The organism is Microbacterium sp. CCNWLW134 (assembly GCF_037083565.1).
Classification (GTDB): Bacteria; Actinomycetota; Actinomycetes; order Actinomycetales; family Microbacteriaceae; genus Microbacterium.
Genome location: NZ_JBAOJU010000002.1, coordinates 929,749 through 956,221, shown reverse-complemented (window position 1 = coordinate 956,221; position 26,473 = coordinate 929,749). Strand labels below are relative to the sequence as shown.

General features: G+C 69.7%; 28 protein-coding genes. 12 read left to right on the top strand and 16 right to left on the bottom strand.

Translation table 11 applies throughout. The features are described 5' to 3' along the window. Positions 1-6 precede the first annotated feature (6 nt). Both V6S02_RS15140 and V6S02_RS15135 read right to left on the bottom strand, forming a co-directional pair. Complete coding sequence (locus V6S02_RS15140; protein ID WP_336401511.1) at positions 7-3,561, bottom strand: TM0106 family RecB-like putative nuclease; 3,555 nt, start codon at positions 3,559-3,561, stop codon at positions 7-9. Between the two features lie 105 nt (positions 3,562-3,666). Continuing rightward, positions 3,667-4,860 (bottom strand): low temperature requirement protein A, encoded by a 1,194-nt coding sequence (locus V6S02_RS15135; protein ID WP_336401510.1) that lies wholly within the window; start codon positions 4,858-4,860, stop codon positions 3,667-3,669. A 184-nt stretch (positions 4,861-5,044) separates the two neighbouring features. Here V6S02_RS15135 and V6S02_RS15130 point away from each other — a divergent pair, with 184 nt between their 5' ends. The 3 genes from V6S02_RS15130 (at position 5,045) to V6S02_RS15120 (ending at position 7,128) form a co-directional block, all read left to right on the top strand. Next, positions 5,045-5,404 carry a YciI family protein gene (locus V6S02_RS15130; protein ID WP_124294094.1) on the top strand — a complete coding sequence of 120 codons (360 nt, stop codon included), beginning with the start codon at positions 5,045-5,047 and terminating at the stop codon, positions 5,402-5,404. A gap of 83 nt (positions 5,405-5,487) precedes the next feature. Further along, complete coding sequence (locus tag V6S02_RS15125; protein ID WP_124294095.1) at positions 5,488-5,838, top strand: YciI family protein; 351 nt, start codon at positions 5,488-5,490, stop codon at positions 5,836-5,838. Positions 5,839-5,853: 15 nt separating this feature from the next. Beyond that, the gene (locus tag V6S02_RS15120; protein WP_336401509.1) at positions 5,854-7,128 is read left to right on the top strand and encodes an RNA polymerase sigma factor; all 1,275 of its coding nucleotides are present in this window, start codon (positions 5,854-5,856) and stop codon (positions 7,126-7,128) included. A 25-nt stretch (positions 7,129-7,153) separates the two neighbouring features. On the opposite strand, the gene V6S02_RS15115 is transcribed toward V6S02_RS15120, so the two are convergent. Continuing rightward, positions 7,154-7,882 carry an alpha/beta hydrolase gene (locus tag V6S02_RS15115; protein WP_336401508.1) on the bottom strand — a complete coding sequence of 243 codons (729 nt, stop codon included), beginning with the start codon at positions 7,880-7,882 and terminating at the stop codon, positions 7,154-7,156. A 229-nt stretch (positions 7,883-8,111) separates the two neighbouring features. Further along, positions 8,112-8,387 (bottom strand): hypothetical protein, encoded by a 276-nt coding sequence (locus V6S02_RS15110; protein WP_336401507.1) that lies wholly within the window; start codon positions 8,385-8,387, stop codon positions 8,112-8,114. Between the two features lie 144 nt (positions 8,388-8,531). Here V6S02_RS15110 and glsA point away from each other — a divergent pair, with 144 nt between their 5' ends. Next, on the top strand, positions 8,532-9,461 hold the full coding sequence (gene glsA / locus V6S02_RS15105) for a glutaminase A (RefSeq protein WP_124294099.1): 930 nt from the start codon (positions 8,532-8,534) through the stop codon (positions 9,459-9,461). A gap of 92 nt (positions 9,462-9,553) precedes the next feature. On the opposite strand, the gene V6S02_RS15100 is transcribed toward glsA, so the two are convergent. The 5 genes from V6S02_RS15100 to V6S02_RS15080 all read right to left on the bottom strand — a co-directional run bounded on the left by V6S02_RS15100 (position 9,554) and on the right by V6S02_RS15080 (position 13,443). Further along, positions 9,554-10,009 carry a GNAT family N-acetyltransferase gene (locus V6S02_RS15100; protein WP_336401506.1) on the bottom strand — a complete coding sequence of 152 codons (456 nt, stop codon included), beginning with the start codon at positions 10,007-10,009 and terminating at the stop codon, positions 9,554-9,556. 7 nt (positions 10,010-10,016) lie between these two features. After that, the gene (locus V6S02_RS15095; protein ID WP_336401505.1) at positions 10,017-11,669 is read right to left on the bottom strand and encodes a serine hydrolase domain-containing protein; all 1,653 of its coding nucleotides are present in this window, start codon (positions 11,667-11,669) and stop codon (positions 10,017-10,019) included. Positions 11,670-11,762: 93 nt separating this feature from the next. Next, positions 11,763-12,257 carry a DUF1990 family protein gene (locus V6S02_RS15090; RefSeq protein WP_336401503.1) on the bottom strand — a complete coding sequence of 165 codons (495 nt, stop codon included), beginning with the start codon at positions 12,255-12,257 and terminating at the stop codon, positions 11,763-11,765. 51 nt (positions 12,258-12,308) lie between these two features. Continuing rightward, positions 12,309-13,064, bottom strand: coding sequence for a YidC/Oxa1 family membrane protein insertase (locus tag V6S02_RS15085; protein WP_336401502.1), 756 nt, complete (start codon positions 13,062-13,064; stop codon positions 12,309-12,311). A 100-nt stretch (positions 13,065-13,164) separates the two neighbouring features. Then, complete coding sequence (locus tag V6S02_RS15080; protein WP_124294103.1) at positions 13,165-13,443, bottom strand: DUF6412 domain-containing protein; 279 nt, start codon at positions 13,441-13,443, stop codon at positions 13,165-13,167. Positions 13,444-13,624: 181 nt separating this feature from the next. Here V6S02_RS15080 and V6S02_RS15075 point away from each other — a divergent pair, with 181 nt between their 5' ends. Further along, on the top strand, positions 13,625-13,834 hold the full coding sequence (locus tag V6S02_RS15075; RefSeq protein ID WP_336401501.1) for a hypothetical protein: 210 nt from the start codon (positions 13,625-13,627) through the stop codon (positions 13,832-13,834). 15 nt (positions 13,835-13,849) lie between these two features. Here V6S02_RS15075 and V6S02_RS15070 read toward each other — a convergent pair whose 3' ends face one another. Further along, entirely contained in the window at positions 13,850-15,061 is a 1,212-nt protein-coding gene (locus V6S02_RS15070) for a glycosyltransferase (protein ID WP_336401500.1), read from the bottom strand. Positions 15,062-15,153: 92 nt separating this feature from the next. On the opposite strand from V6S02_RS15070, the gene V6S02_RS15065 reads away from it, so the two are divergent. The 3 genes from V6S02_RS15065 to V6S02_RS15055 all read left to right on the top strand — a co-directional run bounded on the left by V6S02_RS15065 (position 15,154) and on the right by V6S02_RS15055 (position 17,870). After that, positions 15,154-15,600 (top strand): GNAT family N-acetyltransferase, encoded by a 447-nt coding sequence (locus tag V6S02_RS15065; protein ID WP_336401499.1) that lies wholly within the window; start codon positions 15,154-15,156, stop codon positions 15,598-15,600. Between the two features lie 2 nt (positions 15,601-15,602). Beyond that, positions 15,603-15,725 carry a hypothetical protein gene (locus V6S02_RS15060; protein ID WP_276310437.1) on the top strand — a complete coding sequence of 41 codons (123 nt, stop codon included), beginning with the start codon at positions 15,603-15,605 and terminating at the stop codon, positions 15,723-15,725. Between the two features lie 66 nt (positions 15,726-15,791). After that, a complete protein-coding gene (locus tag V6S02_RS15055; protein WP_336401498.1) occupies positions 15,792-17,870 on the top strand; it encodes an NAD(+) synthase in 2,079 nt (692 codons plus the stop codon). 6 nt (positions 17,871-17,876) lie between these two features. Here the strand turns inward: V6S02_RS15055 and V6S02_RS15050 are convergent, their stop codons facing one another. After that, positions 17,877-18,305 carry a MarR family winged helix-turn-helix transcriptional regulator gene (locus tag V6S02_RS15050; protein WP_336401497.1) on the bottom strand — a complete coding sequence of 143 codons (429 nt, stop codon included), beginning with the start codon at positions 18,303-18,305 and terminating at the stop codon, positions 17,877-17,879. Between the two features lie 96 nt (positions 18,306-18,401). Here V6S02_RS15050 and V6S02_RS15045 point away from each other — a divergent pair, with 96 nt between their 5' ends. Next, positions 18,402-19,319: an alpha/beta hydrolase gene (locus V6S02_RS15045; RefSeq protein ID WP_336401496.1), complete on the top strand. Its 918-nt coding sequence runs from the start codon at positions 18,402-18,404 to the stop codon at positions 19,317-19,319. Continuing rightward, positions 19,316-19,729, top strand: a complete 414-nt coding sequence (locus V6S02_RS15040; RefSeq protein ID WP_336401495.1) for a DUF2255 family protein — start codon at positions 19,316-19,318, stop codon at positions 19,727-19,729. The genes V6S02_RS15045 and V6S02_RS15040 overlap by 4 nt, the downstream gene beginning before the upstream one ends. A 73-nt stretch (positions 19,730-19,802) precedes the next feature. Here the strand turns inward: V6S02_RS15040 and V6S02_RS15035 are convergent, their stop codons facing one another. From V6S02_RS15035 to V6S02_RS15025, 3 genes are all read right to left on the bottom strand, one after another. Beyond that, positions 19,803-20,360 carry a hypothetical protein gene (locus V6S02_RS15035; protein ID WP_336401494.1) on the bottom strand — a complete coding sequence of 186 codons (558 nt, stop codon included), beginning with the start codon at positions 20,358-20,360 and terminating at the stop codon, positions 19,803-19,805. Positions 20,361-20,489: 129 nt separating this feature from the next. Then, a complete protein-coding gene (locus V6S02_RS15030; protein WP_336401493.1) occupies positions 20,490-20,930 on the bottom strand; it encodes a hypothetical protein in 441 nt (146 codons plus the stop codon). Positions 20,931-21,039: 109 nt separating this feature from the next. After that, positions 21,040-22,215 carry a phosphotransferase gene (locus tag V6S02_RS15025; protein WP_336401492.1) on the bottom strand — a complete coding sequence of 392 codons (1,176 nt, stop codon included), beginning with the start codon at positions 22,213-22,215 and terminating at the stop codon, positions 21,040-21,042. A 90-nt stretch (positions 22,216-22,305) separates the two neighbouring features. Here V6S02_RS15025 and V6S02_RS15020 point away from each other — a divergent pair, with 90 nt between their 5' ends. Beyond that, entirely contained in the window at positions 22,306-23,874 is a 1,569-nt protein-coding gene (locus tag V6S02_RS15020) for a sensor histidine kinase (RefSeq protein WP_336401491.1), read from the top strand. Positions 23,875-23,884: 10 nt separating this feature from the next. Then, the gene (locus V6S02_RS15015; protein WP_124294110.1) at positions 23,885-24,541 is read left to right on the top strand and encodes a response regulator transcription factor; all 657 of its coding nucleotides are present in this window, start codon (positions 23,885-23,887) and stop codon (positions 24,539-24,541) included. A gap of 167 nt (positions 24,542-24,708) precedes the next feature. On the opposite strand, the gene V6S02_RS15010 is transcribed toward V6S02_RS15015, so the two are convergent. Together V6S02_RS15010 and V6S02_RS15005 are read right to left on the bottom strand one after the other, a co-directional pair. After that, the gene (locus V6S02_RS15010; protein ID WP_124294111.1) at positions 24,709-26,181 is read right to left on the bottom strand and encodes an MFS transporter; all 1,473 of its coding nucleotides are present in this window, start codon (positions 26,179-26,181) and stop codon (positions 24,709-24,711) included. Next, on the bottom strand, positions 26,178-26,366 hold the full coding sequence (locus V6S02_RS15005) for a hypothetical protein (protein ID WP_124294112.1): 189 nt from the start codon (positions 26,364-26,366) through the stop codon (positions 26,178-26,180). Before V6S02_RS15005 ends, V6S02_RS15010 begins: the two co-directional genes overlap by 4 nt. Positions 26,367-26,473: the final 107 nt, after the last annotated feature.

The following is a 26,473-nucleotide window of genomic DNA, read 5'->3' as shown; positions in this document are numbered from 1 at the left end:
GCGAGTCTATTGGGCGGCCATCGCGGGCTGAACGGGGTTGCGCGCGGCCGCGCCGTCGCCCGATGCGTCGGATGCGGACGGCTGGGCACCGACGAGGCGCGCGAAACCGCTCAGGCGCGCGACGCCCTCGGGGGTGCGCGGGAGGTCGTCGAGGAGTCCGGGTGAGTAGACGAGGTACGCGGTGTGCATCGCCCGTGAGATGGCGACGTTCAGCCGGTTGCGCAGGAGGAGGAACTCCAGGCCCCGGGGCGCGTCACGCCCGGAGGATGCCGCGAGCGACACGATCGCCACCGCCGCCTCCTGTCCCTGGAACTTGTCGACGGTGCCGACCGGCACGTCGTCGAACCCGGCGGCCGCGAGCGCCTCTTCGACCAGCACCTGCTGGGCGTTGTACGGGGTGACGACGATGATGTCTTTCGCCACGAGGGGGCGCGCGGGCGTCAGCGCAGCGCCGCCGGTGTCGTCGATGTCGATGCCGGTCCACTCCCGCCCGACGAGGTCCCGGACGAGGTCGACGACGATCGCCGCCTCCTCCGGCGACCGGGTGGCGTTGCCCCGGTGACGAAGCGGCAGCGGGTGGAGGCCCGGCGCGATCCCCTGGAGGGCCCGCATCGCCGTCGCGGGCTGCGCGGCGAGTTCACCGCGATACGACAGATCGGAGACGGCACGCGCGACGGCGGGGTGCATCCGCCACGACCGGGCGAGGAAGAAGCCGAAGGCGGGCGGGATCACGTCGGCTCCGTCCATGACCCACCCGAGCGCGGAGGTGTCGACCGGCTCGGGGTGGGTGCCCTGACTCACCTGCGGCAGCTGTTGCGGATCACCGAGGAGGAGCAGGCGGGATGAGGCGAGCGAGACCGCGATCGTCGACGCGAGCGAGAACTGCCCGGCCTCGTCGATGACGAGGAGATCGAGGCTGCCGCGCGGGATGCGCCCCTCATGGGCGAAGTCCCACGCGGTGCCGCCGACGACGAATCCGGATGCCGCATGCTCGGCCGTGAAGGCTGCGACTCCGTTCTTGGGAATGGGCGTGAACCGCACCCGCTCCGCGTCATCGGGCTTCTTCAACGCCTTGCCCACGCGCTGCGGGGCCACGCCCGCGGCCACGATCCGGTCGAGCATGTGCTCGACGACCGCGTGCGACTGGGCGACGACACCGACCTTGTAGCCGTGCTCGGCGACGAGGCGGGCGATGACGTGCGAGCCGACGAAGGTCTTGCCGGTGCCGGGCGGTCCCTGCACCGCGAGGTAGCTGCGGTCGAGATCGAGAAGGGCGGCGGTGATGTCGCCGATGTCGTCGCCGCTCTGCGGCGACAGCGCTCCGGCACGCGTGCGGGGCGGGCGACGCAGCAGGATGTCGGTGGCGGGGTCATACGGAAGCTTGGGCGACGCGGCGACGACGGCGTCGGCCCATGCATCGATCGCGGTCTGCTGGTTCATCGCCCGCGGCGGCGCGGCGGGCGTCAGGGCGATCGGCAGCTCGGTCCAGGTCTCGCCGTCGATGGCGAATTCCTCCACGATCGCGCCGTCGTCGAGGGTCTCGATGACGGTGACGCGGTGATCGGCGTGGATCCAGCGTGGCTTGTCGGCGAAGGGGAACGACACCGGCAGCTCGTAGAGCGCGAACGGGTCGCTGCCCTCGCTGATGCGTGTGCCGGGCGCGAGTTCGCCGCGCAGCTCGAGGCGGCGACGCAGGGTCCGCTTTCCCTCCTCCTGATACCAGTCGGTGACGACGTGGCAGCGCGAGGAGTCGAGCATGACGACATCCCGCGTCTCCTCCCACACCGACGCGGGCTCGCGCAGACGGAGGAAGTGGGTGGCCCAGAACGACTTGGCCTCGCGTGGGTAATAGTCGATCGCGGCCGCGCCGAGGCGGAGCGCGCGCGACTCCGGCGAGTCGGCGTCGCGCTGGGCGGCGAGGGCGTTCAGCCGGTCGGCGCGATCGGACGGGGTGTAGGCGTGCTCGTCGGGATCGGGATTCGGGGTGGGGCGCAGCTGCGCCTCACGGGCGCGGTCGACGAGCCAGTCACGCAGGCGCAGCGTCGAGACGCAGTCGTAGCGGTTGTAGTCGGCCAGGTCGCTCAGGATGCGGGCGGCCTCTGCCGCAGCATCCGGGCCGTCCTGCTGAAGCGCTCGGGCCTGCACGTACTTGACGATCGAGTCGTCGCCCTTCTGCACGTCGCTCGTGCGCACCTCGTCACCCATGTAGAGCGGTTCGAGCTTCTTGATGGAGTACGAGCGCGAGCCGACGCGGAGAGCCCGCCGCACGATCGGATAGAGGTCGACGAAGACGCCGTCGCGAAGCAGCTGATCGACGTCGGACTCACGCACGCCGTAGCGCGCCGCCATGGCGAGCAGGTGCGTGGGCTCGTAGGGCGCGTAGTGATAGATGTGCAGGTCGGGGTGGGTCTTGCGCCGGAGGGCCACCATGTCGAGGAAGCGCTCGAGCGCCTCCTTCTCCTCGGCGAACGAATGCGCCCACAGCGCCGAGTACTGCTCCCGCAGATCCACCCAGCCGAAGAGGTAGTCGATCCCCCAGGTGGTTCCCTCCCCCTCCGTGTAGAGCGGGTCTCCTTCGAAGTCGAAGAAGATGTCGCCCTGGCTCGGCCGCGGGAGCGCGCCGAGCGCCTGCGGTTGCACGACCTCGTAGTTCGGGATGTCGGAAGGCGAGCTGAGCTGCAGCCGCGCCTGGGTGCGCAGCAGCGCGATGGTGTCGGGATTCATCCCCGCCGGCGCGGTGCCGAGCCGCGCGAGGTCGTCGATCGTCTGGACGCCGGCCGCGCGGAGGCGTTCGCGCTGCACCGGCCGCATCCCTGCGACGAGAAGAAGATCGCCGGATGCCACGACTTCCAGGTCGCAGGTCGCGCAGCGGCCGCAGGCGACCACACCGAGGTCACCGCGCGGGTCGCCCCACGCGATCGGGTCGCCGGCCACCCCGAGGTCGAGGCGACGGTCGGCGATGAGCGTCTGCAGGCGGTCGCGTCGCAGCTGGAAGACGGGGAGGAGATCGTCGACCTCGTGGCTGCTGGTGGTGCCGTCGCCGAGCAGCAGTTCGACGCGGTCGGAGCGCGGAATGCCGAGCCGGTCGAGCTGGACGACATAGGCGGCGAGCTGCATGAGCGCGGTGACGCGGGCGTGACGGGCGAGCTTGGTGTCCTGCACGAGCCACGCGCCGAACTCGTCGCGGACGAGGAAGTCGGCGAAGCCGACGAAGTCGTGGGTGGCGAACGTCGCCTGATAGACGACGTCGGCATCGGAGTTCAGAGCCGCGTCGGTGAGCCGCACCGCCTCGGCGAGCGCCGCGGCGTCGGAGGAGCGCGTCTCGGGGATCTCGACGACACCGTCGCCGAACCGCTCCCGGTACCGGGCGAGGACGCGTCGTTCGTGCTCGCCGCCGAGCTCACCCGCGCGACGCAGCGTCGGGTCATCCGGCTCTTCGACGGGTGCGACGCGACCGAGCTTGGCGTCGATGGCGCGCAGCCACGCGAACTCGCATTCGGCGGCCGCTTTCAGGTCGCTCGCGCTCCAGACGATCCGGCCCTCGTCCTCGATGTACCGCAACGTTCCCTTCCCGACGCCCCGCCGCTCGGACCGTCCCCCCGACCCTAACCGGGGCCGCCGACGTCGTTCTGTGGGCGCTCGTGGGTCAGGCCTTCCCGCCCGACGTCACCCTCCCGCGCGACGGCCGCGCCTCACGCGCTCGATGGTCTCACCGGCCGCGACACCGACAAGAACCACCGCGGCCGTGATGGACGCCGTGAGTGCGTCGAGGAACGGGACAGCGAGAGCCGCGCCGCCGAGCACGGCGAGAGCGACCAGCCCGATGAGTTGAGCTCGCGACCAGCGTCGTTCGAGCACGCGACGGAAGAGCACCGTGCCAGCGAGAAAGAGGATCGGTGCGCCGAGGATCACGATCGTCGGCGCGAGGCCGCGCTGGTCGGGGCGTGCGAGCATCTCTTTGTCGCCCACGCTCATCAGCACGATGCCGGCGATGATCGGAAGATGCACCCAGGTGTAGGCGGTGCGAGCGAGCCTGGCCGGCTCGTCCGACGCTTCGATCGCCTCCGCGCCCACGCGTTCGCCGTGATCGAAGTAGATCCACCACGCGGCCGCGGCGGCGACGAACGCCGTCACCATCGCCGCGATGGATGAGGGGGAGGATTCCTTCTCCACGAACGTGAAGCCTGTGATCAGCAGTCCCTCACCGAGCGCGATGAGCACGAACAAGGCCGTGCGCTCGGCGATGTGCGGGCCGGAGAGATCCCAGGAGCGCAGGAGCACTTTGCCCCGTCCGGGGACGGGGAAACCGAGTACGGTGCCCAGCAGTTCGAGGGCGAGCGCGGCGGACCAGAACGGCAGCTGCCAGGCGAGAGGGAGAAGCGCGCCGGCGATCCACAACACCGCCCCGGCGACGGTCCAGAACAGCACGAAGGTGAAGTCGCGGGCGACCTGTCGGTCGTGACGGGCGGTCGCCCACACGATGAAACCCGTTCGCCCGACCTGGAGGACGACGTAAGCGATCGCGAACGCCCACGCGCGGTCGCCGAACGCCTCCGCGATCGAGACGCTCACCACGAGCGCCACGAACGCAAGCGCGATCACCGCCCCGCGGACCGGGAGCTTCACCGGGTCGAGCCAGTTCGTCACCCACGTGGTGGAGACCCATCCCCACCACAACGCGCACACCATGATGAGGCCCTCGAACGCACCCAGCAGCGTCTGGTTCTCATACAAGTAGGAAGACAACTGCGTCAACGCGAAAACGAAGACCAGATCGAAGAAGAGCTCGACGTAGGTCACTCGATCCGCGCGCGCGGAATCCGTGGGTCGCACCACGTTCCGGGTCATCCCGAATGCCATGCGCTCATCCTGGCACCATGGCCCGACCCAGCGACGATCGACGTCAGCCCCGTCGGAGAGCTCGCCGAGGGCGACGTGATCGAGAGAGGTTTCCGGCCGGTTGTCGATTTCGCGGCCGGATGTTCGCTGTCACTGTGACGGAGCCGGATCGGCCGGTCCGCTACCCCGTGCAGGAGGCACGTCCATGTCCCAGTTCGCGATCCTCATCTACGAAGACCCGACCTACTACGAGACCATGCCGCCCGAGGGATGGGCCCAGGTGGTCGACGCCCACAACACCTTCACCAGCCAGGTCGCAGAGCGGGGCGGAACGCTGACGGGCGGAGGTGCGCTCGCGCCCGTGACGACAGCGACCACCATCAAGGGCGGAACCGCGATGACCGACGGCCCGTTCGTCCGGAGCAGGGAGGCCCTCCTCGGCTACTACGTCGTCGAGGCGCGCGACCTCGACCATGCTCTCGAGATCGGAAAGCTGTGCCCCGCCACCGGCGGCGGCGTCGAGGTCCGCCCGATCGTCGACCCGACGGTGAACAACCCGTTCTGATCGCTCCTCGCCGTTCGTGTCGATTTCGGGCTTGCCCGTTCGCTGGAGGGGTGAAACGGTTCCCATAACGAAAGGACACGGTCGTGAAGTACGTCATCATGTTCACCACCACTCCCGAGCTCGACGCAGCGGCATCGCCTGAGCACCTCAACGACGCGTACGGCCGCACCTATGACTGGTTCGGCACGCACGGCGAGGTGATGACCGAGTCCGGCGCCCAGTTGCAGCCCGTCGCCACCGCGACCACCGTCAGGTACGGCAGCGAGGGGCCGGTGGTGGCCGACGGGCCCTTCTCAGAGGCCAAAGAGGTGATCGGCGGATTCCAGGTGATCGACGTGCCCGACCTCGACGCGGCGATCGCCATCGTCAAGACGTGGCCGCTCCTCGAGCTGCCCGGCGTTGCGGTCGAGATCCGACCGATCGTCACCTACTGAAGGCTGCAGAAAGTCGTGAACGATCCGGATGCCGCGGCAGCGGAGACACACCGCGCCGCGGCATCCGATCATCTGCTGGCGAGAGTCATCCGAGAGGAGTCCGCGCGCATCGTCGCGGCCCTCACGAACTGGCTCGGGAGCCTCGACCTGGCGGAGGAGTCGGTCGCCGAGGCGATCGAGGAAGCCATTCGTCAGTGGCGAGCGCGTGGGGTTCCCCCCAATCCCGGTGGATGGCTGACACAGGCGGCTCGGCACAACGCGCTCGACCGTCTGCGGCGGGAGAAGCGGTACCGCGAAAAGCTCGTCCAGCTCGCCGATCCGGCCGTGACCGCACCGGTCACGGATCCGGGAAACGGCGAACCCGACGAGCGACTACCGCTCCTGTTCGGCTGCTGTCACCCCGCGATCTCGCCGGACGCGCAGCTCGCTCTGACGCTCCGGGCGATCTGCGGCCTCACGACCGCCCAGATCGCACGGGCGACGCTGGCCGCGGAATCGACGGTGGCGCAGCGCATTGTGCGAGCCAAGCGGAAGATCGTCGCCACCGGCATCCCTCTTCGGATCCCCGAAGGCTCGGAGCGCGCCGAACGATTGGATATCGTCCTGACCGTCATCTCGGTGATGTACAGCGAAGCCCACCTGGTCGCCGGCGGCGACGCTGCCGCAGACCGCGACATCGCTGACGACGCCCTCTGGCTCGCGCGGGTCGTGGCACACGAGCTGCCGCGCGAGCCGGAGGCGCAGGGACTTCTGGCGCTGCTGCTGTTCCATCGAGCGCGCGAAGGCGCGCGGGCGGTCGATGGGGAACTCATCCTGCTCGCTGATCAGGACCGAACGCGGTGGGATCGTCAGCTGATCGCCGAAGCACAGTCCGTGCTCGAGAAGGCGGCGATGCTCCGGCGCCCGGGGCGCTGGCAACTGCACGCCGCGATCGCCGCCTGCCATTCCGATACGCGGGACGGTGAAGACACCGACTGGCCCCAGGTGCTCACGCTGTACGACATGCTGCTGGCCTACGACCACTCGCCGGTCGTTCGGCTGAACCGTGCGGTGGCGCTTGCCGAGGTCGACGGACCGCAGGCGGCACTGGACGAGGTGGATGCACTCGGAGACGCCCTCAGCGGATACCACCTCTGGCACGCCGTGCGCGCGCGCATGCTCCGGCAGCTCGGCCAGCGCGATGCGGCGATGGCCGCGGATCTGCACGCCCTCGAACTCACGGCGAACGACGCCGAGCGGCGCCTCCTCGCGGCGCGGGTGGATCGCGCGGGCGGGCTCGCTCAGCCCTGATGGAGCGCGCACTCGGCCACGCCGTTCAGCCGGGGGCTGCCGCGCGCAGGCTCTCGACGATCTGCCGCTGCGCGTCGCGTCCGGCGCGCGTCGGAAGGAGCGGATAGACGTGCACCTGCCCGGCGACCTCGCAGAGTTCCAGCGGCACGCCTGCCGTGCGGGCCTTCTCCGCCAGAACGTGCGCGTCCGGATTCAGTACGTCACGAGTCCCGGTGAAGACCGTGATCGGCCCCAGTCCCGTCAGATCCCCGAACAGAGGGCTGACCGCGGGATCGAGAAGGTCGAGGTCGCCGCGCCAGTGCTCGGCGAGGACCTTGCCTCCCGGGGTCGCGAGCCACGGGTCGGTCGGCTGCACGGCCGGGATGCGAGGGTTACTCCACGTCAGATCCAGCGCAGGAGAGATGAGGAGGGTGCGGGGCAGCACCACCCCGGCGTCTCGAAGAGCGAGCGCCGTGGACAGGGCGATCTGGCCACCCGCCGAATCTCCGGCGAGGAAGGTCGCACCCCACCGGTCGATACTCCTCCTGACGAGCGCGGCAGTCTTGTCGCGAGCCTCGAGCGCGGCGCCGAACGGGATCAACGGGTAGATCGGAACCGTCACCGCCATGGATGCCTCGGCGGCGATCGTAGCCACGAGATGCCAGTGCTGGGGCGCGATCTCGTTGACCCATCCGCCGCCGTGCACGTAGACGACGGCCCCCCGCACTTGCGGCGGCACGATCGTGTACACCGGCCACCCGTCGACATGTTCCACGTCGACGCGAATGCCGGGTCGCAAGCGAGACGGCGGCCCGTACGGCTTCGGGCGCAACTCGCGCTCTCGTATGCGTCTCCTCGCGCCCTCGGCTGTCACGAAGGTGCGATTGGCGCGCATCAACCGAAGGACGACCGGCACCAACGCGTCAGGCAAGACAGGCGGCATCCCGCCAGGATCACACACCGTGGTGACCACGGCCGACATGCGCCCGCTGCCCCCGCAGCGGTCAGGCCTGCGCCTGCCCGTCCTCCTCCGGCTCGAAACTCGACCGCTCCCCCGTGTGACCGGCGGCGACGCCGTCCGGCTCGTCCGGAATCGTGCCGTCCTGCCCCAGCCCGCCCTTCTTCACGTCGCCCTCCGAGCTGTCGGAGCGCGTCGCATCCACCGTCGACTCCGCGGAGGGAGGCTCGTCGTCACCCAGCGGCATCTCGATGTCAGGTCCCTCGTAGCCTTCGTCTTCGGCGGCGACAGGGTCGTGGCCGTGCGATTCGTGAGTCATCATGAGCGCCTTCCTGTAGGTCACGTCCAGCGTCCACCCGTCCCGTCGCGAATGAGACGGGGTTGACAACCGCAGGCGCTCACCTGATGCAGCTTTCGTGGTCGCTCGGATCGAACCGCGGCGACGGAACCGTGACAAGGTCGATTCATGACCGCCACCGCAGACCCGAGCTCGTACGACCTCGACGCGCTGCGCTCGCGCGTCCTCCCCCACGACGACGGGACCGTCGACGACAGCATCCCCCGCCTTGCAGATGCCGACCCCGGGCTCTGCGCCGTCGCCCTCGCCCTGAAGGACGGCACCGTGCGCAGCAGTGACGACTCCGACGCGCCCTTCACGATGCAGTCGTCGGTGAAGCCCTTCCTCTTCGCCCTGGCCCTCCTCGACACCGACGGTGAGGCGCTGCACCGGGTCGGCATCGAGCCGACCGGCGAAGCGTTCGATGCGATCAAGCTCGAAAGCGGTACCGGACGTCCGCCGAACCCGATGGTCAACGCGGGCGCGCTGCTCACCGCCTCCCTCGTCGACGGCGGCGATGTCGAGGCCAGAACCGACCGAATCATCCGCGGACTCTCCGCGTTCGCCGGCCGACCCCTCGAGATCGACGAGCGCACCGCCGGCGAGGAGCGCGAGCACGGCGAACGCAACCATGCCCTCGCGCACCTCATGCGTTCCGAAGACACCCTCCACGTCACCGCCGATGACGCCGTCGAGGTCTACGGGAGGGCGTGCGCCGTGCTGCTCGACGTCGAGGCCCTCGCGGTGATGGGTGCCACCCTCGCCTTCGGCGGTGTGAACCCCGTGACGGGCGAGCGCGTCGTGCCCGCGCCGGTCGCGCGCGACGTCATCTCGGTCATGGCGACGTGCGGAGTCTACGACGGCTCGGGAACATGGATGCGACGCGTCGGCGTCCCCGCGAAATCCAGCGTCTCGGGAGCCATCGTGCTCGCCGCCCCCCGGATGCTGGGGGCCGCCGTCGTGAGCCCGCCCCTGGACGAGCAGGGCACGAGCGTGCGAGGGCGGATCGCCAGCGAGATGCTCAGCGACGACCTCGGGCTACACGTCTTCGCGACGTGAGAGGTGGGTGGATCCCGGCTCAGCCATGAGCCGCCCGTCAGCGTCTGCTGGCTGAGCGGCCCCCCGAGGGCGACCCGCTACTCACGCTTCAGTCAGGACGGGGAGCGCGCCGGTCGCACCATGGCGGTCGGGTCGGGAGCGCTGAATCCGAACTGCTCGTAGAGGCCGTGGGCGTCACCCGTGAACAGCACCCAGCGGAAGTCGCGTCCCGGGCCGTCCTCGATCATCAGCTGCAAGATGCGCTTCCCCAGGCTGTCCCCTCGGTGACCGTCGATGACGAAGACGTCCGCGAGGTAGGCGAAGGTGACGCCATCCGACACCGCGCGAGCGAAGCCGACCTGAGCCCCCGTGTCCGCGCGATACACCCCGACGACCCGCCAGGCGTTGGCGATCTGGGTCATCACGTCCTCGCGCGACCGCTGGCGCCCCCAGTACGCCTCCGTCGACAGCCACTCCCACACCGCATCGGGCTGTATTCGTGAGGGATCGTCGTCGATTTCGTACTGCACCCGACCATTGTGCGCGGCGGGAGAGGAGTCCTTCGTCACGGCGGGGTCAGTCTCCCGACAACCACGTCACCGCCGGGAATCCGTCGATCGTCATCTGACGCGAGCCACCGGCATCCGTCGTCAGTGCGACGCTTCTTCCGCTCACGGCGCTCGGTCCGTTCATGATGACGAATTCGTCCGGACCGGTCGCCCGAAGTCGCACCCGTCGGATGTCGTGACGCAGTTCCAACTCCTCACCACCGCGAGAAAGCTCCAAACCGTCGGAGTACAGACCGAGAAAGGGCTCCGTGGCTTCCTCATCGACAGCGGTGGTCGACGCGACCACCTCACGCTGACTCTCGCGCAGCGTGGCAGGAACGGTGGCGAGGGTGGCGGGCAGATCGGCGTTGAGGCCGAAGATCATGTCGAGGAAAGAGGACTGCACGGAGAAGTTGAATAGGCCGCCGATGTTCGGTTCATAGTTCGTCAGTGCGACGAAACCGATCCCCTCTTCGGGAAGGAACCCCATCAGCGACCCGAAGCCGTCGATTCCGCCCGCGTGCCACAGCATGCGCTGACCGTCGTTGAAGATCTCATCGAACCATCCCAGCGCGTAGTTCGTGCTGGCGGTGTCCGCCAGCAGAAGCGACGGCAACGCGTTCTGCGCGTCAGGAGGGACGACGACGCCGGGCTGATGGGTGCGATCGACGTTCTCGGCCGACGCGACCACGGTGCCGTCCGGGGCCACTCCGGATTTCGACTGCGTGATGAGATACCGCGCCATGTCGGTAGAGCTGGCCATCACCATGCCTGCCGGCCCGTAGCCGCCGATGCTGACGAACGGCGAGCGCTCGGCATTCTGCTCCAGATCGCGCTGATAGCCCGTGGCGAATTCGCCGCCGTACGGCCGAGGGTCGGACGCGAAGACGGCGTCATCCATGCCGATGGGCGTGAAGACGAGGTCGGCGATGTCCCGCGCATAGCGCTCCTCGAGCTCCGACGGGTCGGTTCCGTCGGCAAGCATGATGAGGTAGGGCGCGGCGGCGACCAGCGTGTTGTTGTATGCGTAGGTGTCGTCGTAGGTGTTCGAGATGACTTCCAGGTACGGGATGGTGCGCAGGAGCTGCTCAGCGTCCACGCCGCCTCCCGAGGCGAAGAACTCGATCGTCTCGGGTTCGGCCAGCCCCGACCCCATGCCCAGAAGCCGGTGGAGAGTGAGCGACTCCGTCAACTCCGGCGTCGGAGCGACGAAGTCCGGCCAGAGATCGACGATTCTGGTGTCCCAGGTCACGAGCCCGTCATCGACATACTTCGCGATGAGCAGCGACGTCATGGACTTCGTGTTCGAGCCGATGCGGAATCGCGTGTTCGGGGTCACGCTCTCGCCCGTCGACAGGTCGCGCCGACCGAAACCCTTGTTGTAGACGATCTCGTCGCCCTGGAACAGCGCCACTGCTGCGCCGACCAGACCGAAGTCCTCGAAGGCCTTAATGACCGCGGCGTCGAACGTGCCGATCAGCTCGTGTGTGAGGGTCGCGGGCGCCGGAGCGGGTGTGGCGCCTGCACCGGCCGATTCCGACGGGCTCGGGGTGGCCGAGGCCGAGGGTTCCGACGGACCGCTGGGGAAGCACGAGGCCAGCACTGCGGTGAGGGCGAGTACTCCCCCGCCGGCGAGGAGAGCGCGGCGCGTCAGCGAGCCGGAGTCGGAGGGCGTGTTCACCCGCTCATCATGGACCCACGCTCCGCACGTGACAACGGCGAATCGGCGACCGGCCCCGGTTCGGCCATCGAAGGATCCGGGGGCGGCACCGCGTCACCGCATGAGGAGTGTCGCGAGATAGCGACGCGTCATGTACGCCTGGAAGCGACGCGCCACCGGACCGCCCAGCCAGGTGAACCACCGGCCCGGGCGCGAGAATGCGGTGATCGTGAAGACGACGTCGCCCGAGGAATCGAGCCGGAGCTCGAAGCGCTCCTCGCCGCGCTCGGGATGCCCGGGGAGCGTCCCGTATGCGAAGCCGCACGCATCGATCTCCCGCTCGGCCCACACCACCAGGCACGGGATCGGGAAGACGAACGGGCCGAGTCGCAGCCGCATCTCGACGCGTGTCCCCGCACGCAGCGGCGTCTCCGACATCCGCACCTCCGCACCGGCTCGGCGCTGCACCGCGCCGGCGAACAGCAGGTCGGCCGCGCGGTCGAAATCCACACGACCGTGCCCGATCACCCGCCGCAGGCGGGTGTGGTGGTAGCCGGCGGGGAGCGCGCCACCCGTCGCGCCGACCTCGGCATAGGTCAGGTCGTCCACGCCTCCACGCTAGGCGCCCGCGGGGCGCCGCGGCCCGGCATCCGCCCTTCCTCAGGTGCCCGTGCCCGGCTCGATCGGGAACCTCCGTCGCAGCACGAGTCGCTGCACAAGGGTCCACGCGACGGTGACGAGGAGGTAGAGCGCTGCGGCGAGGGGGACGAAGATCGCGACCACGGCGGTTCCGAACTGCAGGAACCCCGCCATTCGCGCGAGCGCCTCACCGCCGGGAACTTCCTCTGACGCCGCGACCTCGGGCCGGAAGAGCCGGCGTGTGACCTCGGCGATGAGAAGGATCAGCACGAGGACGACTCCGAAGACGAGAGCGGCCGACGCCGTGGCCGTGCCGCTCACGATCGATCCCGCAAGGCTCGCACCGAGCGGCACGCCGAACAGCTGCTCGCTGAGGAGCGCGTTCGGGTGCCCCGCGATCACCGGATAGAGGAACAGTGCGTAGACGACACCGACGATCGGTGCCTGCACGAGCACGGGGGCACAGCCGGCCAAGGGCGAGGCCTTCTCGTCGGCGTAGAGCTTCATCGTCTCGCGCGACATCCGCTCTCGGTCGTTCTTGTAACGCCGCCGGAGCGCTTGCAGCTTCGGCGCCAGCCGGGCGCGCGTCTGCTCGGCTCGCGCCTGCGCGATGCCGGTGGGAATCAGGATCGTGCGCACCGACAGAGTCAGCACGACGACGGCGAGAGCAGCGGATGCCGCACCGGCGACGGGCTGCAGGATGTCGGCGAGTGCCATGAGCAGCCCGTACGCCGCGTCAAGGATGGCCGCGATGGGGGGAAAGGAAAGAAGGTCCACGGTGAGTCCGTTCGTCGATGGGGAGGGGTCGCGGAACGGCCGCGATGAACATCGACGAAGACGGAACGACCCGCGAGCGCGGGGCGGAGGACGTCGAGTGCTACGCGGCCGAAGCCGCGGCACCCGGAGCGCGCGAACGGATGTGCCCGGCGGCATCCGGATCGCTTTGGGCCACCGACACGGAGATGTCGATGGCGCGCTCGGTGCCGGAGCGCGATGCGCCGCGTTCGAGCAGCGACGCGGTCGTCAGCAGCAGTGCGACGAGGAGAGCGGAGGCGGCGACCAGTACCCAGACGGCCGCGGAGTCGGACGGACTCAACACGACGACGCCCGAAAGCGTCAGCAGCACCTGGAAGAAGGAGGTCACCGCGTCGACCATCGCGTTGCTCCTCCCCTGGACCCGCTCACGCTAACACGGAGGGAGAGGAGGCAGGCGAAGCGTCAGGAGTGCGACCCCATACCGGAATCCGCGCGTCGTCTGGCTGTAACGCGCACGTCTTACGATTCGACCAGGCCGAGGCCCTGTTCTGTCGACCCGATTGCGAGACGAGGTGAGAAGCGTGACCGCACCCCAGTACGAGATGAGCGTGTGGGAGCGCTACGCCACCGAGTTCGCCCTCGTGTTCGCCGACACCCCCACCCGCATCCGAGCCGTGCGCGAGGCCTACTTCGTGCACGGCTTCGACGTCGACCTGATCGAGCAGATCAGCGGCTTCCCGATCTGGCGGATCCGGCAGGCGATCCGCACGGGACTGTCCCGTCGCGACTGAATGGATGCCGCGCCATCACCCCGCGACGACCGACTCGAGGTGATCGACGACGCCGGCCGCGCCGGGCTCGCGACGGAGGGTGTCGCCAAGGGCGGCGGCGCGCTCGCGCATGACGCCGTCACGCAGCATCCGGTCAAGGGCCCGGCTCAGGACATCCACCGTCAACCGCGACTGCGGCACAGGGGCCGGTGACACGCCCAGGCGGTGGGTGCGGCTTCCCCAGAACGGTTGATCTGCGCCGAACGGCGCGATGAAGGTCGGCACCCCTGCGCGAAGCGATGCGCCGGTCGTTCCTGCGCCGCCGTGGTGCACCGTTGCCGCGACCCGGGGGAACAGCCAGCCGTGCGGCACAGCAGTGACGGCACGGATGTCGGGGGTCGGCGATGTCCCAGCCAGACCACCCCACCCGGTGAGCATCACCGCGCGGACGCCGACAGCCGTGACGGCCCGTGCAACGGTGTCGAACAGTCGCTCGGGCGCCGGGCCGAGCATGCTGCCGAAGCCGATGCTCACGACCTGGGAGGACTCGTCGAGGAACGACGCCAGCTCGGGCGGGATGTCGACGGCGGCATCGCCCGGAAGCGCCCACCAACCCGTGGCGATCCGTCGCGTCGCGCGGTCGGAGGTCACCGGCACGACGGAGGCGCTGAAGCCGTAGACGATCGAGGGAAGCACCACCGGGGGCGTCGTCGCGACACCGAGCGCCCGACGCGCGACACGCTCGGGGCCGGCGAGCAGAGCGGTGGTCCCGACCCGCGTCACGACGTGCGACAGTCGGCGGCCACGCGGTCCGAGCCGATCGAATCGCGGAGCCAGTGGTCCGGGGTAGTCGCGGCTCGGGGCGTCGAGCGGCTGCAGGTGCGCGCGCAGGAGCGGCACTTGCAGTGCTGCAGCGACCGGGCGGGCAAGGCCCATGCCGCCGATGCCGGCCATGATCAGATCGGTCCCCTCGGCGGCATCGCGCACGTCACGCGCCCAGACGGGCACGAGCCCCTCGACGTGACGGCCCATCTCGCGCAGCGACGAACGGTCGGCGTGCGCCGAGATGGCCTCGCGATCGACACCGGAAAGGGGGATGAAGCGGATGCCGGCCTGAGTGAAGGCGGTCGCGTAGTCATCGGGTGCTGCCGCCCGCACCTCGTGTCCGCGTTTCGCGGCCTCGATCCCGAGCGCCAGATAGGGTTCCACCCCGCCACGGGTGTCGTTGGCGATGATCGTCACATCCACGATGCCATTATGTGCAGTGACTGTAAGTTATGTCGACCCGTGGTCCCGCGGCGACCACCGCCGATGTCGCGCCCCCTCGCTATCGTTCCGGCATGAATGAACTCCGACTGGCCGAACTCGACGCGGACAATCTCGCAGGGGCGATACGGATTCCTCCCGGCGTAGGCGAGAAGGCGTACGTCGCGCCCGTCGTCTTCTCCATCGCCGAGGCGTACGTCACTCCGACGGCCTGGCCACGCGTCATCCTCGATGGTGACACCGTCGTCGGCTTCGTGATGGCCAATTGGGATCCCGACAATGAGATCCCTGCCTTCCGCGGCGGCATCTGGCGTCTCAACGTGGCCGACGAGGCGAAGGGCCGCGGCGTCGGCCGCTTCGCCGTGGAGGCAGTCGCGGCCGAAGCGCGCCGTCGCGGCTATGACGAGATCACCGTTCTCTGGGACCCGGCTCCCGACGGCCCGGAGCAGTTCTACCTGCGCGTGGGCTTCGAGAAGACCGGCGAGCTGTCCGGCGAGGCCGTCGGAACCCGGAAGGTGTGACCGTGACCGAGACAAGAGCTGCGGTCAGGATGTGGCGGGGCGCCGTTGGCACAGAGCACGGCGACCAGTACGTCGCCTACGTCGAGCGCGACAAGGCGGTGCGTCACTGGGTTCAGACGTTGTGACCTTCCCGCGCAGACGACCGCCGCACGGGGGCTTGCCGGACGAGACCCGCCTGCCAGACTGAGGGCATGAGCCTGCCGTTCGAGAGCGCCTACCGTCACGGCTTCGCACGCGCCGCGGCCTGCACCATCCCGGTCGCCATCGCCGACCCGGCGACCAATGCCGCCGCGGTTCTCGAGACCGTTCGCGCGCTCGACGCTGACGCGGTCGCCGTCGCGCTCTTCCCCGAGCTGTGTCTCACGGGATACGCCATCGACGACCTCTTCCTCCAAGACGCCGTGCTCGACGGCGTGGTCACCGCCGTCGAAGCGCTCGTCGCGGCATCCGAAGATCTCATGCCCGTGCTCGTCGTCGGCGCGCCTCTTCGGCACCGCAACCGCCTCTACAACTGCGCGGTCGTGATCCACCGCGGCGAACTGCTCGGTGTCGCGCCGAAGTCGTACCTTCCGACGTACCGCGAGTTCTACGAGCGGCGCTGGTTCGCACCGGGAGACGACCAGCGCGGCGAAGACATCCAGGTCGGCTCTCTCCAGGCGCCCTTCGGGCCCGACCTGCTCTTCGAAGCGCTCGACGTGCCCGATCTCGTGATCCATGCCGAGGTCTGCGAAGACCTCTGGGTGCCCATTCCGCCGTCGTCCTCGGCGGCGCTCGCGGGTGCCACGGTGCTGCTGAACCTCTCGGGCAGCCCGATCACGATCGCACGCGCCGACGACCGGAAAGACCTCTGCCGATCGCAGTCGCTGCGCTGCCTCGCCGGCTACGTGTATGCCGCGGCAGGCATGGGCGAGTCGACCAACGACCTGTCGTGGGACGGGCAGACGATGATCTACGAGGGCGGCAACCTGCTCGCCGAAACCGAGCGCTTCCCCGACGGACCCCGCCACGCGGTGGCGGACATCGATCTCGATCGGCTCCGCCAGGACCGGATGCGACAGGGCACCTTCGACGACAATCGCCGCACCCTGCACGCTGACGTGATGTTCCGCACCGTGCACTTCCGCCTCGACCCGCCGGCGCGCGACATCGGCCTCCGACGCGTGCTCGACCGCTTCCCGTTCGTACCTGACGATCCCGCACGCCTCGCCCAGGACTGCTACGAAGCGTTCAACATCCAGGTCTCGGGCCTCGAGCAGCGGATGCGCGCGATCGGCGGGCCGAAGCCGGTCATCGGCGTGAGCGGCGGACTCGACTCCACGCACGCCCTCCTCGTCGTGGCGCGGGCGATGGATCGGATGGGACGCCCGCGCAGCGACATCCTCGCCTACACGATGCCGGGGTTCGCGACCTCGGATCACACGAAATCCAACGCCATCGCCCTCGCCGAGGCCATCGGCGCCTCGATCGAAACGATCGACATCCGGCCCGCCGCGACCGAGATCCTGAAGGGCATCGACCACCCGTTCTCGGGTGGCGAGCCGGTCTACGACGTCACGTTCGAGAACGTGCAGGCCGGCATCCGCACCGACTTCCTGTTCCGCCTGGCAAACCAGAACGGCGGCATCGTCATCGGCACCTCCGACCTGTCCGAACTGGCGCTCGGGTGGGCGACCTACGGCGTCGGCGATCAGATGAGCCACTATGCCGTCAACGCCGGGGTGCCGAAGACGCTCATCCAGCACCTCATCCGCTGGGTGATCTCGCGACCGGCGACCGAGGGCGGGTCGACGGCGCTGTCCGATCGAGCGGTCGAGGTGCTGCAGTCGGTGCTCGACACCGAGATCAGCCCCGAACTCGTGCCGGCGGGCGAGGATGGTGAGATCCAGTCGACCGAGAGCAAGATCGGCCCCTACTCGCTCAACGACTTCACACTGTTCCACGTGCTGCGCTACGGCCTGCGGCCGTCGAAGATCGCCTTCCTCGCCGAACGCGCGTGGAGAGATCCCGATGCTGGGGCGTGGCCGCCCGGCTTCCCCACCGACGACCGGTACGCCTACGAGCTTCCCGAGATCGTGCGGTGGCTGCGGAACTTCCTGCAGCGCTACTTCGCCTTCGCCCAGTTCAAGCGGTCGGCGATCCCGAACGGACCGAAGGTCTCGCCCGCAGGCTCGCTGTCACCGCGGGGTGACTGGCGCGCGCCGTCGGATGGCAACGCCGCAGCGTGGCTGGCCGAGCTCGACGCGGCGCTGCCGCAGTTCGCCGGCGACTGATCGAGACTAGGGCGCCGCGCCGCTCTCAGGAGAGAGAACGAGCTGCAGAAGGCTTTCAAGCTGGTCCCGCTGGGCGGTGCTCAGCACCCCGAGCCTCGTCTCGAACTCCATCGCGAGTGCCTCGGACGCTTGATCCCGCGTCGCTTCACCTGCGGGCGTGAGCAGGAGGCGGTGCCTGCGGAGATCGCCTGCGTCGATCTCGCGGGTGATCAGCCCCTTGGCGACGAGGTTGCGAACGTATACGGTGACGCTCGCTTTCGGCGTGGCCAGCGCGGACGCCAGCTCCGCCGGGTAGGGCGAGGTAGCAACCTCGGCGAGGACGAAAAACTCTTTCGGCTCGATCCCGAGTTCGGCGAAGCGCCCGCTGCAGGCGTTCAGCACGAGGGTGAGGAGGCGGTGGTTCAGCTTCCACAGCTGCGCAGCGTCGGTGACCACGGCGCCTCCAAGATGATACAGTTTCGTACTACTTCAAAGCTGTACCTTCTTGTCGGGGTGCAGCACCTCGAATACTAGAAGAACGGTGGCGCGTCGATGCTGAGGCACCTCACGATCCCGCGCGGTCCGATCGAGCTCGCGGCCGACCTCCATCTCCCCGACGACATCGCCGGCGCCGCAGCGCCCCTTCCGACCGTCGTCTTGTCCACACCCGGCAGCAGCGTGAAGGAACAGATCGGCGCCAACTACGCCTCCCGCTTGGCATCCCGCGGGCTCGCCGCGATCACCTTCGATCCAGCCCACCAGGGTGCGAGCGGTGGCGACCGGCGCGACCTGGAAGACCCGTACCAGCGCAGCGAGGACATATCCTTCGTCATCGACGCACTCGCCGGCATCCCCGAGGCGGATGAATCGCGCGTGGGCGCGCTGGGGATCTGCGCGGGCGGCGGCTATGCCGTCTACACCGCGCGCACAGACCATCGGATCAGAGCCCTCGGCACCGTGGTCGCGGGCAACATGGGCACGTCATGGCGGGCGATGCAACAGAGCGGTGCCATCGGCGACCTCGACACCCTCGCGGGCGACCGGCTCGAAGAGAACCGGACGGGCGATCTCCACCGGCTGAACTGGCTGCCGGACACGCTCGAGGATGCCGCGGCGGTCGGCGCGACCGACATCGATACGACCCAGGCGATCACCTTCTACCGCACCGAACGCGGGCGCCACGAGCGCTCGACCAACAGGCGCCTGACACGGAGTGACTCGTTGCTGCTGGGTTTCGACGCCTTCCACCTCGTCGACCCGTTGCTGACCCAGCCACTCCAGGTGATCGTCGGCGGGAGGCGCGGCAACACCCGGCAGTTCGAGGCGGGAATGGAGCTGCTCAAGCTCGCCCCGAACCCCGTGGATCTCATGGTCGTCGCAGGGGCGGGGCACTACGACATGTACGACGTGCCCGAGTACGTCGACGCCGCGGTGGACCGCCTGGTGCGGTTCTACGGCGAGTACCTGTGACGGGCGCAGTGCCCGTGCGCGATCACGCCAGCGTCCGCACGTGGGAACCCGCCGAGCGCCGGGCGCTCGACCGATCACCGCTGATCCGCATCGCGGCGTCGCGCACCGACGGCTCGGTCGGACGGTTCGCGACGATCGGCCACGTTCGGGTCGGCGACGCCGAGCTCGTCCGGTCGCTCCGCGGTCTCGACGGCGCCTGGTACCGGGGTGCGCTTCGGACCGGACGCGCGGAGATCGACGTGGGCGGTCTCCGCATCGGGGTCGCCGTCACGCCCGCCTCCGAGCCACCCGGCGACGTCGACGCGGCCTTTCGGGCTCGATATGGCGAAGATGCCGGCGTGCGGGCGATGACCCGGCCTCCGGCCCGCGAGTCGACCCTCCTCCTGCGGCCGCTGGGTGCTGTGGACTGACCTGCTCTGGGCTGAGGACGGCGTCCGCAGCGTCGGAGACGCATCCCGCGTGCGCAACGAGGCCGGCCGAACGTCAGAGCCCGGTGTCGCGCACCCCGACACGGTCGGGGATGTCGAAGGCGAGCCGCGGCAGCCACGTCTCGGGCTCCGGCCAGGGGCGCGACGACGGCAGAGCCGCGAGAAGGCGCCGCAGCGCAGCATCCCTCGGCGACGTCGGCGACGCTGCCGGCAGCACACGACGCGGAGCGCGGTATCCGAGCGCACCGCACCACCAGTGCCGCCACGTGTCGTCGGCGTCGGCGGGGTCGAGCACGATGTAGTAATCGGGCATGATGGCCGCGCCCTCGTCGAACTGGGCGAGGGCGTTCTCGACCTCGACCTCGAGCACACCAAGGGTCGAGCGGGCCTCGAACAGTTCGACCCAGGCGGCCGCGACGTGCTCGAGAGGGTCGGCATCGTGGACCACGAGAGGGGCGGATGCGGCGGCGATGCGCCGCGCGCCGAGAGCCGGCTCGCTCCCCTGCAGGCTGAGAGTCTCCACGCCCGGGACGCTGGAGAGAACGTGCAGCGCCTCCTCCGAGGCGGATCCCACGACGGCGACGACGGTTCCAGAAGCGGATAGTGACACCATGCTTCACATTACGTCGGGGTCGGGCGCGTGGCGCGGAACGTGCGCGAGTCGCAACGAGAACGTAACGCGCGCACGTACGCACAGAGGGGATGACCTCGCGGTCATCCCCTCTGCGTGTGGGGGGCTGGGTCAGCTGTTCGCCGACGCCACCGAGCCGACCGACGCCGCCGACGCCGGCGAATCGACCGGGGCGGGGGCAGGTGCGGGGGGCGCGGGGGCGGGAGCGGCCGGGGCCGGGGCAGGCGCGGGCGGGGGTACCGGGGTGGGGGCGCTCACGACCGAGACCGTGCTCGAGGGTGCGGCCGGGCTCGCGGGCGAGGGCACGCTCGTGGGCGAGGGCGTCGGCGAGGTGGCTGACACCACGGTGGCCGAGGTGTCGGTGACGCTCATCTGCACGCCGGTGCGGTCGAGGACCGACCCGCCCGGGCCGACGATCGATCCGCCCGGGACGGTGGTGCCATCGGTGGACTGCAGGTTCATCGAGGCGGCGGTGGCGGCGGCTGCGCCGCCGACGAGGGTCAGTCCCATCGCGCCGGCGATGCCGTAGGTGAGCCACTTCTTCTGGGCCATGTCTGTTCTCCTTCGTCTGTCCGCCGGGACTCCGGGGGGTCGGCCCCGGCGGTGATTCCAGCATGCCGAGCCCGACTAAGCCGTTTCCAAGGCGTTCATGAGACACCTCTTACGTTCTCGAGGCGACAGGGCGACGCACCTTCCCGGAGGGATCGAGCACCTCCTCCGCGAGGGTGAGGAGGTCATCCGCGGCACCGTCCTGTCGGTCTTCTCGGCGATCGCGTTCCTGGGCACCGAGCACCTGCCCGAGAAGCAGGGTCGCGACCCGTGCCCGCACCGGATCGCTCCCCCACCGCGCGAGCGCGCCACGTGCGAGTTCCCACACGCGCTCGTCACGGTCTTCGGGGGTGAGATACGCGCTCGCAACGGCGTGCGCGATGAAGGCTGCCGCGTCGTCGGCGGGGTCGCCGCGGCCGGTGGTGTCGACGTCGATGAGGCCCGAGATGGCGCCCTCATCATCGAGGAACAGCTGGCCGAAGTGCAGGTCACCGTGCACGGTCACGCGCGGATCGACGTCTCGCCAGACACGCGCGATCCTGTCGAGCAGGCGCGCCACGCGCGCGGCCCGGACCGGGTCGGCTCCGTCGCGGAAGCGCGCGGCGTACCAGTCGCGCCGGTCAGCGAGCCCGACCCGCGCCGCATGGTCGAGGGGCACCGTGGCGAGGGCCTCACGCAGCCGATCGACGGCGTCGAGCAACGCAGGCGGTTGCCACACGACATCCGGAGCTGCGGTCCCCCGCGCCTGGTCGAGCACGATGAGGCCGTCCGATGACCAGCCGACCAGGTCAGCCATCGGGATGCCCGCGTCGGCGAGGCTCCGGTGCGTTCCGACGATGCGGTCCAGACGGCTCGGCGGCACCACCTTGATCCATCGCGCGCCGTCCTCGACGTCGACCCGCAGCACCGCCCGCCGCCCGGCGCGGTAGCCGACGATGCGCGGCGGCGCGATGGCGGTGATGCCGAGCCGGGCGAGAAGGGTCTCCGCTGCCTGCGAGAACGCGGCCGGCGCGAGCGCCGGCAGATACGGGTCGGCGGGGTGGACCCAGATGCGGCACTCGGGCGCCGCGGGGCTGCCCAGCAGCATCCCGGTCTCCTCGATCACCACTCTGCGCGACGTGTCGACGAAGTAGGTCATCGACGCGGAGCCCGCAGGAGTCACCTCGAAACCGGTGATCGACCCCGCACCGAACGGCTCGCGGCTGATGAGCACCACCGGGGTGTCGGCGGCGAGCTCGAGCGCGTCGCGCAGCAGCTCGGCCTCACCCGCGGATGTGGAGAGGGTCATCCTCCGATTCCAGCACGGATGCCGCGGCTCGGTCATGAGACCTCTCTTAGGCTTCGACGGCCGAGCAGGGCTCCCCTCGATACTGGAGGGGTGACTCCCCCGCCGACCCCGCCGAGCCGCCGCCGGTTGCCGGTGCTGTCGGTGCGGGCCCGGATCATCCTCGCCATCACGCTCGTTGCGGGTCTCGGCATGGTCGTCGTGGGCGCCGCGGTGTACCTCGAAGAACGCGGACGGATCCTCCGTCAGGTCGACGACCTCCTCAGCGCGAACCTCGAAGCCGCCAGGTTCCTCGTCGAGCAGGGCGACGCCGACACCGGCACCTGGGCGTCGACCGAGAGCGCCCTCGCCGCTGTCGTGCAGCGCGCAGCACCCGATGACAACACCGGCGTGATGGGCCTGGTCGCCGGGGAACCGCGCCTCGTGCCGGGCGTGCCGCTCGATGTCGATCTGCGCGACGCGGCCGGCTTCGTCGCCCATGTGAACGGGGTGACCGCCGGCGGAGAGCCGTACATCGGAACGTATGCCGAAGACGGGGTGACGTGGCGCTTCCTTGCAACCCCGATCGAGGTGGCGGTCGAGGGCAGCGCCGTGACGGGAAGCGGAGAGGACGCGGTGTTCGTCATCGCCTACGACCTCGACGCCGAGCTCGCCGAGATCGACGCGGCCGCACGCGTGTGGATCATCGCCAGCACCATCACGCTCATCGCCATCGGTGCTGTGGCCGCGCTCGTGACCGGGCGCCTGCTGCGGCCACTCCGCCAGATGCGCGAAACCGCCGAGCGGGTGTCGGCACAGTCACTGTCGGAGCGCCTGCCGATCTCGGGACGAGACGACGTCTCAGAGCTCGCGCGCACCATGAACGACATGCTCGACCGCCTCGATCAGGCCCTCGAGTCACAGCGCCGGCTGCTCAGCGACGTCGGGCACGAGCTGAAGACGCCGATCACGATCGTGCGCGGCTATCTCGAGGTGGTCGACCCTGACAGCCCGACCGATGTGCGCGAAACCCGTGACCTCGCCGTCGATGAGCTGGAACGGATGGGTCGACTGGTCCAGGACCTCGCCGCCACCGCAGCCCTGCACGGGCCGGCCCCGGTGAAGCCCGTGCCGCTGGACGCCGCGGATCTCATGCGCCAGATCACCCGCAAGGCCGAGGGCATCGCGGGAGCGGAGGTGGGGGTCGGAGGTTTCGCCGAAGTGGTCGCCGTGCTCGACGCCGCTCGGGTGACCCAGGCGGTGCTCCAGTTGGCCCAGAACGCGGTGACCCACGGCGGTGGACGCATGGTGCTCTCGAGCCGGCGCGTAGGCGATCAGCTGGAGATCTCGGTGCGCGACTTCGGTCCGGGCGTGCCCGATGGCGAGAAGGCCGCGATCTTCGACCGCTTCCACCGCGGTGCAGCCTCGGCCGAACAGGCGGGGAGCGGACTCGGCCTCAACATCGTGCAGGTGATCGCTCGCGCTCACGGTGGTCGGGCGAGGGTGGAGGATGCCGCGGACGGCGGCGCCCTCTTCGTGATGTCGCTGCCCGTGGTCGACGGGCCGACGCCCCGGCTGGTCATCCCGCCGCGACCGCCGCTGCCCGCGTGGGCCGCCGCGGGTACGCCCGGTGGCGCCGGAGGATCGGGGCCGCGGCGGCCCGACGCCGAAGTGAGCGCGTGAGGAGGACGACGTGGCATCCATATTGATCGCCGATGACGAGGCCCGCATCTCGGGATTCATCGACAAGGGTCTGCGCGCCGCGGGGTTCGCCACGCGCGTCGCGCCCACCGGCCCCGAAGCGCTGACCCTTGCGCTCAGTGGTGAGTTCGACCTGCTGGTGCTCGACGTGAACCTGCCGGGCATGGACGGCTTCCGGGTGCTCGAAGAACTCCGCGGCAGCGGATCGTCGATGCCGGTCATCATGCTCACCGCTCGAGTGGAGCTCGAAGACACCGTCGCCGGCCTCGAGGGCGGCGCCGACGACTACCTCGGCAAGCCGTTCCGCTTCGACGAGCTGGTCGCACGGATCCGACTGCGCATGCGCCGCGATGAGACCGTCGCCCCCACGCAGGTGAACCACCGCGACCTGGTGCTCGACATCCGCACCCGGCGTGCGCACGTGGGCGGAACCGCGGTGGAGCTGTCGGCCCGGGAGTTCGCCCTCGCCGAGGAGCTCGTGCGCCATGCCGGGCAGGTGCTCAGCCGCGAGCAGCTGCTGAGCCGGGTCTGGGGGTTCGACTTCGACCCCGGCTCGAACGTCGTCGACGTCTACATCGGTTATCTGCGCCAGAAGCTCGGCCCGGGCCGCATCGAGACGATGCGCGGGGTCGGCTATCGCCTCACCTGAGAGCGGTGGAATCGCGGCCAGGCGACGACGCGGCCGGTAGGCGCTTCGGAGAATCGGGCGAACTTCGGAGTGAGCGGACGTCGCGCTCCGACGTCCGCTCGCATCTCCGAAGCCGGACACTCGGCGAGGCGGCAGGACGGCCCGGCGAGGTGAGCCGCGGCGGGCGGTCAGCTCTCGGCGGCCGCCGCCTTGCGCTTGGCGAGGTCGAGGATCGACACGATCAGGGCGAGGGTGAGGAAAGCGGCGACCGACAGCATCCCGAACAGATACGCGTCGTGATAGACGACGAGGTCATCGGCGGTGCCCTGCTCGCGGTTGATCGTGGCGTAGAAGAGCGAGAGCGCGACCGCGGTGCCCACGGCGGTGCCGATGCGCTGGCCGAGCTGGCCCACCGAGCCGGCGACACCGCCCTGCTTGACGGGGATCTCGGCGAGAGTGAGGGTCTGGTTCGGCGCGATGACGAGACCACCGCCGAAGCCGCCGACGATCATCACCGCGGCCATCAGGTACGGCGTGAGGGCGGGAGCGGAGAAGACGGCGGCGGTCACGAGCCCGACCACCGAGACCAGCACTCCCACGACGCCGAAAACCACCACGGGGCGCCCGAATCGGGTCACCAGGTTGCCGCCGACCCACGACGCGATCGCGCTCGCAAGCGCGAAACCGATCGAGACCATGCCGGCGAAGACGGGCTCGAGGCCGAGTCCGAACTGCAGGTAGAGCGTCGTCAGCAGGAAGAGCGCAGGAAGCGCCGTGAAGTAGGTCGTCTGGATGATCGTGCCGTTGCGGTACGAGCTGATGCGGAAGAGTTTCAGCGGGATGAGCGGCTGACCGCCGCGCGCCGCGTACCGGCGCTCCCAGAGGAGGAACAGCGTGAGGAAGGCTGCGAAGGCGACGAGCAGCCACCAGCGGGCGGGGTCGTCGTCGGGCGACCCGGTGGTGAAGAGGAACGGCCACATCAGCGAGAGCACGGTCAGCCCGAACAGCAGCAGGCCGACGGGGTCGAGCTGCACCTTGCGTGCCGACGGGGTGCGGGTGTCGGGCAGCAGCCACAGCACGAGCGCGATCGCGATGAGGCAGAGCGGCACGTTCATCCAGAAGATGAGGCGCCAGCCGTCGGTCTCTCCGCCGAGCGCGATGAGGAGACCGCCGATCGTGGGACCGAAGGCGGTGGCGATGCCGATCGTCGCGCCGAAGAGACCGAACGCGCGGCCGCGCTCCTTCCCCTGGAAGAGCTCCTGGGCGGTGCCGAGCACCTGGGGCATCTGGATGCCGGCCGCGACACCCTGCAGCAGGCGCGCGATGAGCAGCACCAGCGCATTGGGCGCGAGGGCGCACAGGATGCTGGTGAGGGTGTACAGCGCCAGGCCGACCACGAACAGGGTGCGGCGTGATCGCTGATCGCCGAGTCGCCCCATCGGGACGAGCGTGAGGCCGAAGGTCAGGACGAAGCCCGAGACGATGAGCTGGACCTCGGTCGACCCGGCGCCCAGGCCCGTCTCGATCGACGGCAGGGCCACGTTGACCTTGGTGAGGTCGAGGATCGTGAGCGCGGCGACGGCGACGCACACCCAGAACGCCTGCCACTTGCGGGCGTTCGAGAGCGGGATGATCGCAGTCGTCGGCGCGCTCGAGGTCACGGCCGCTCCGACCCGTCCCGGGTGAAGACGGCGCGGAGCACGAAGAAGACGATCACCGCGACGATGGCGACGACGATCAGCTTGCCGATGAACCAGAGCAGCGAGAAGAGGATATTGACGAGGAACCACGCGATGACGATCGCGACGATCACTCCGATGACGGTCCAGATCGTGCCCTTGTTCACCCGGATAGCCTACGCCCGGCCGCGCGGGGAGGACGCGCCGTGCTCCGGTGACCGGGCGGCCGCCGTCGAGAAACCACGTCTGCGCCGAGACACCGGCCCGACGCGTG

Coding starts and splice junctions, on each gene's coding strand:
- V6S02_RS15135 (WP_336401510.1), bottom strand. CDS start 4,860: ATGGCATTCGGGATGACCCGGAACGTGGTGCGACCCACGGATTCCGCG.
- V6S02_RS15130 (WP_124294094.1), top strand. CDS start 5,045: ATGTCCCAGTTCGCGATCCTCATCTACGAAGACCCGACCTACTACGAG.
- V6S02_RS15110 (WP_336401507.1), bottom strand. CDS start 8,387: ATGATGACTCACGAATCGCACGGCCACGACCCTGTCGCCGCCGAAGAC.
- glsA (WP_124294099.1), top strand. CDS start 8,532: ATGACCGCCACCGCAGACCCGAGCTCGTACGACCTCGACGCGCTGCGC.
- V6S02_RS15080 (WP_124294103.1), bottom strand. CDS start 13,443: ATGGTCGACGCGGTGACCTCCTTCTTCCAGGTGCTGCTGACGCTTTCG.
- V6S02_RS15065 (WP_336401499.1), top strand. CDS start 15,154: ATGAATGAACTCCGACTGGCCGAACTCGACGCGGACAATCTCGCAGGG.
- V6S02_RS15055 (WP_336401498.1), top strand. CDS start 15,792: ATGAGCCTGCCGTTCGAGAGCGCCTACCGTCACGGCTTCGCACGCGCC.
- V6S02_RS15045 (WP_336401496.1), top strand. CDS start 18,402: ATGCTGAGGCACCTCACGATCCCGCGCGGTCCGATCGAGCTCGCGGCC.
- V6S02_RS15035 (WP_336401494.1), bottom strand. CDS start 20,360: ATGGTGTCACTATCCGCTTCTGGAACCGTCGTCGCCGTCGTGGGATCC.
- V6S02_RS15030 (WP_336401493.1), bottom strand. CDS start 20,930: ATGGCCCAGAAGAAGTGGCTCACCTACGGCATCGCCGGCGCGATGGGA.
- V6S02_RS15025 (WP_336401492.1), bottom strand. CDS start 22,215: ATGACCCTCTCCACATCCGCGGGTGAGGCCGAGCTGCTGCGCGACGCG.